This is a genomic window from Streptomyces sp. NPDC001634, from assembly GCF_040298185.1.
In the GTDB taxonomy this organism is placed as follows: Bacteria; Actinomycetota; Actinomycetes; order Streptomycetales; family Streptomycetaceae; genus Streptomyces.
Genome location: NZ_JBEOZU010000190.1, coordinates 1 through 4,585 on the forward strand (window position 1 = coordinate 1; position 4,585 = coordinate 4,585).

The window sequence follows — 4,585 nt, forward strand, 5'->3', positions numbered from 1 at the left end:
GGACGTCCTGAGGTGCTGGACCGGCATCTGCACCACCTGCCATCAACCCCTGCCCAGCAAGACACACACGACGGCAAGATCAAGACAGACCTAACAGAGTCCTACTAGATGGTCGATTCCAAGGGGTGTCGGTGACTGTCTGCTGATGTTCCCGCGGTTCGAGTTGGTCAGGCTGGTCCGTAGATGGCACTGTCAGCCTTGCTGATCAGTGCCCAGTACCGGTCGCCGTAAGACCAGTGCCACCACTCGGTGGGGTAGTTGACGAAGCCAGCGTCGCCCATGGCTCGGGCCAGGATGTCGCGATTGCGACGTGCTTGGTCTGATAGCCCCGAGGCGTCCAGCGGACAGTACTTCTCGTCTCCGGTGCGGTGGCCGTTCACAGCACCACCCATGTCCAGCTCGACGCCATCGGCATCAACGAGCGTCAGATCGAGGGCTGCGCCGGCACAGTGTGGCGCCACCTCGACCGGGGAAACGAAGGCACTGGCCTGGCGCCGCAGGTCGACGGGGTCGGTGATGCCGGAGCGGCGTAGGCGGTCCTCGTAGAGGGCAAACCGCCGCGCCTGCTCGGTGCTGCTGCGATGCCCTTCTATGACGAGGAACTTGACGCCGTCGGGCAGCATCTCCGATGCCGAGCACAAACGCTCAAGCACGCCTATCCGGACCCGGCCGTATGCCCCTGCCTCGTCTCGCTCGCGGGGGTCCAGCACAATCACCGGGACCGAGGCGATCTCTGCAAGAGGTTCGCCGCACTCCTGCACCGGGATATCGATCACCTTGGGATCACTCAGCAAGATCATGGATCCTGAGCCTAAACGTCGCGGGCCCGCGACGTATCCCGCCCCACGTGCTGAACCCACCAGCCTCCGACCGTCGGGCCGACAGTTCCAGCCGTCGGGCCTACAGGCCAGGACCTGCCGTCGATCACGGAAAGCGACCGTGAACCGACAACCGCCTGCGGCTCCCCACGCAGAGGCCATGAAGTCCAGCATCGGTGGGTGAAGAAGGAGTTGTAGTCCCTCGCGACCGCACTCTATGTGAAGACCGACGACCTGTTGAAGGCATCACCGCATCTGGCGCCCTGGCGTCCGATGGTCGGGATCGCTCCGCAACTGACCGATGCCGAGCTGGTCACGCTCGCGATGATGCAGGCCGTGCTGGGCTTCACCTCCGAGGCCAAGTGGCTTCGCTACGCCCGCTCCCACCTGCGGCGTCTCTTCCCGTACCTGCCGAAGCAGCCCGGATACAACAAGCGGCTGCGCAAGGCTGCCGACCTGCTGCGGCGGGTGACCCAGCTGCTGGCCACCGACACCTCTGTATGGAGCGACGACGTGTGGATCGTGGACTCCACGCCGGTGGAGTGCGGACGCTCCCGCGAGACCGTCAAACGCTCCGACCTGGCCGGATGGGCCGAGTACGGGTACTGCGCCAGCCACAGCCGCTTCTTCTGGGGCCTGCGCCTGCACCTGGTGTGCACCCTGCAGGGCCTGCCGATCGCCTTCGCCCTGACCGGGGCCAAGGCCGACGAACGCGAGACCCTGCTGGACCTGCTCGCCGCCGAACCGCACCTCGTCGCCGCCCGGCCCGGACAGACGCTGATCGGCGACAAGAACTACTTCGGCCGCGACTTCGAGCACCAGATGGCCGAGCAGAACATCCGGCTGCTGCCGCCAGCCCGCAGGGGTGAGTCGGAACGGCCCGGCGCCCCGCTCTTCAAACCGTTGCGGCAGGTCATCGAGTCGGTCAACGAGACCTACAAGGGCCAGCTCAACCTCGAACAGCACCGAGGCCGCACACCGCCCGGCGTGATCGCCCGCGTCATGCAGCGCATCCTCGCGCCGACCGCCGCGATCTGGCACAACGACCACACCGGCCAGCCCGTCCTGCGCTCACTGACCGCCTACGACCACTAACCCCTTGGAATAGATCATCTAGAGAGCGGGCGATGCCCCAGCGCTCGGCCAGTGACATCGCCTGGCCCGAGGGCAGCGCGCGCAGTCTCCTGGCAGCCATGCTGACCAACTCAACGGCATCCTGTGGCGTGGTTTCGGTGACGTGCTCGACGAACCGCCCGAACACTCGGACGCCTACGTGGCGGGCCCTGCCCGCGGATTACCCGTGGTGGACGCCCGAGACCTGCCTCTACTCGTCATCGTCGCCCCGGCCGGTCTGCACGAATTCGCCGTCACGACGGTAGCTCTCTTCCAGCTGCGGATGTCGACCGGGCGTGTCATGTGATCCGAGGCCGTGACCGCACGTTCCGCACGTGCTCTTCGCTTCGCCCGCACCCGCTCGATCTCGCTTCCTGACAGCGGCCGGCAGGATTTCCCCCGGACGGCCCGTTTCGAAGGTGGGTGTCAGTGTCGGCATACGGCTTCGGTCGTCGGCCTCGGGGGCGGCGGTCCGGCGTGATCGCTGCTTACCTGCGATCAGGGTCAGCGGCTGCCGGCTCGGGCCAGCGCGTCCTCGGCCTGGGCGGCCAGGGTGCCGACCAGATCGGCCGCGGACGGCAGGTCGTTGATGAGGTCGATGGCCTCGCTGGCCCACTGCGGCAGCGCGGGGATCTCGCCTCGTGCCAAGGCGTCTTGGTACGCCCTCTGGGCATGAAGGGCAGCTGCGAGTTCGTCCTCCCGGCCCCGCCATTCATCCAGGAAGGGGTGGCCAAGGGTACGCGCGGTGTACTGCGCCGGCCACCGCGAGCCGCGGGCGATGTCCAGCACCCTGTTGCGCTCGGTGTCCTCTCCGCATCCCTCAACGATCGCCTTCGCGGTCGCGGCGGCGACCAGGGCCTCGGTCGTGGCTTGGAAGCGTGTGCCGAGCAGTGCTCCAGCAGCCCCCAGCGCCAGGGCCGCAGCCACGCCACGGCCGTCGGCGATCCCTCCGGCTGCCAAGACCGGCACTGGCGCCGCCAGGTCCACCACGACGGGCACGAACGGCAGCGTGGACCGCCCGTGCCGGGCGCCATGCCCACCGGCTTCGGTGCCCTGCGCCACGATCACATCGGCGCCCAGATCCACCGCCCTGCGGGCTTCCTCCAGGTCAGTGACCTGAATGATCAGCGCCGCGCCCGCGCTGCGGATGCGCTCCACGAACGGACTGGGGTCGCCGAAGGACAACATCACCGCCGTCGGGTTGTGCTCCAGAGCCCGCGCGACTGCGTCGTCGTCAATCGCCCATGTCTGAAAGCCGATGCCCCAAGGTTTCCCTGCGCATTCGTCCGCCAGGACAGGCAGTTCGCGTGCCAGCCAGTCCTGATCTCCGTTCCCGCTGCCCAGCAGTCCGAGGCCGCCGCCGCGCGAGACCGCTCCCGTCAGGGCGCCACCGGCCGACCCGCCCATCGGGGCCAGGGCAATCGGATGCTCCACATCGAACAGTTTCGTAAACGCCGTCGACAACCCCATAACCGCAATCCTCATCCACCCGGCACGCCGGTCGCAGCGAAATCAACAGACTTTCGGGGTGGCAACAGCTGGATGCATGCCAGGCGCACCATCCGAGGGACCCAGCTCGGTAGACGAGGGCGCTGAAGCGCGGGCCGGGACTGGACTGGGCCGGATGTGGGGTGTGGGCGCCGAAGACGGTCGTACCGAGCGCGGTGAACGCCGGGAGCAACAATGCGGCGAGCCAAGGACGGCAGCCGTGACAAACGGTGGCGTCGAGCAGCAGGCCCCAGAGGCGCCCGGCCGGGTGCAGGGTGCGGCGGCGGCGCTGCTTGGCCGACAGCGCCCGGCGCGCGTCGTCGTCGTGGCCGGCCCTTCGGTACCAGCTCGCCAACTGCTCGAACAGCTGCGGGCTGTAGCCGGGGCTGCGTCGTATCCACACTACGCGGCGGGCCACGGAGTCCCGCCGCTCACCCGCCTCTTCCACCTTGATGGAGCCGTAGACGAAGCCTTCCAACTCCACCACGTCCGGCCAACTGTGCCGATTCTCGTGGAGGTACGACACCTGCGCGCCCCGCAGATCGACCGGGCTGGACGGGGGCCGGGGCAAGGGTGAGGTCGAAGTCGACGGCCGGCATCAGCATGCCGACCAGGGCCGGGCCGCTGCCGTCGGGCGGCCCATACAGGACGGCTCCTTCGAAGGTCAGGTTGTCCGAGACCCGAAGGCCCCGCATCCGTACGGTCCCGTGCGCGGTGAATCCCTCGGAGAAGTCGAGCGTCGCGGTCGCGGCGTTGTCCAGGGCGAGGGCAATCCCGCGGCGGCCGGGCGCTCCAGGCGCGCGTCGTCCATGAAAGGCCCGTCCGGCAACTGCGCCCCCATCAGCCGGACTTCACCGCTGCCGCGACGAATCCGTCCCGACACCGAACCAAAGGCCGTTACCGAGAGACGACGATGGCCGGCGACGGTCGGACCGTCGATCACGGACCGGGTGCCGGCCGTCACGAGGTGCCGTCACCGCCCACGCTGTGGCTTGCGCCAGGTCTTTATCTCAGTCGCCGGAAGACACTCGGCGAAACGGTTGTCGGGCGACGCCGCCTGCAAGAGAGCCCTAACCTCGCGCTTTCACACGGCGGGGCGTCCAGTGGGTGATCAGAAACGCGAAGAGTGCTCCTGACCTGCAACGATGGGACTTGTCTAGGGTCCA

Annotated in this window: 4 protein-coding genes; 2 read left to right on the top strand and 2 right to left on the bottom strand. The window is 68.0% G+C overall.

The window, feature by feature from the left end:
• Nucleotides 1-167: 167 nt before the first annotated feature.
• On the bottom strand, nucleotides 168-800 hold the full coding sequence (locus ABT186_RS47265; RefSeq protein ID WP_351237078.1) for a M15 family metallopeptidase: 633 nt from the start codon (nucleotides 798-800) through the stop codon (nucleotides 168-170).
• A gap of 237 nt (nucleotides 801-1,037) precedes the next feature.
• On the opposite strand from ABT186_RS47265, the gene ABT186_RS47270 reads away from it, so the two are divergent.
• Together ABT186_RS47270 and ABT186_RS47275 are read left to right on the top strand one after the other, a co-directional pair.
• Nucleotides 1,038-1,913, top strand: coding sequence for an IS982 family transposase (locus ABT186_RS47270; protein ID WP_351930603.1), 876 nt, complete (start codon nucleotides 1,038-1,040; stop codon nucleotides 1,911-1,913).
• Between the two features lie 142 nt (nucleotides 1,914-2,055).
• Nucleotides 2,056-2,238 carry a hypothetical protein gene (locus tag ABT186_RS47275; protein WP_351930605.1) on the top strand — a complete coding sequence of 61 codons (183 nt, stop codon included), beginning with the start codon at nucleotides 2,056-2,058 and terminating at the stop codon, nucleotides 2,236-2,238.
• A 197-nt stretch (nucleotides 2,239-2,435) separates the two neighbouring features.
• Here ABT186_RS47275 and ABT186_RS47280 read toward each other — a convergent pair whose 3' ends face one another.
• Nucleotides 2,436-3,416: an NAD(P)H-dependent flavin oxidoreductase gene (locus ABT186_RS47280; protein WP_351930607.1), complete on the bottom strand. Its 981-nt coding sequence runs from the start codon at nucleotides 3,414-3,416 to the stop codon at nucleotides 2,436-2,438.
• Nucleotides 3,417-4,585: the final 1,169 nt, after the last annotated feature.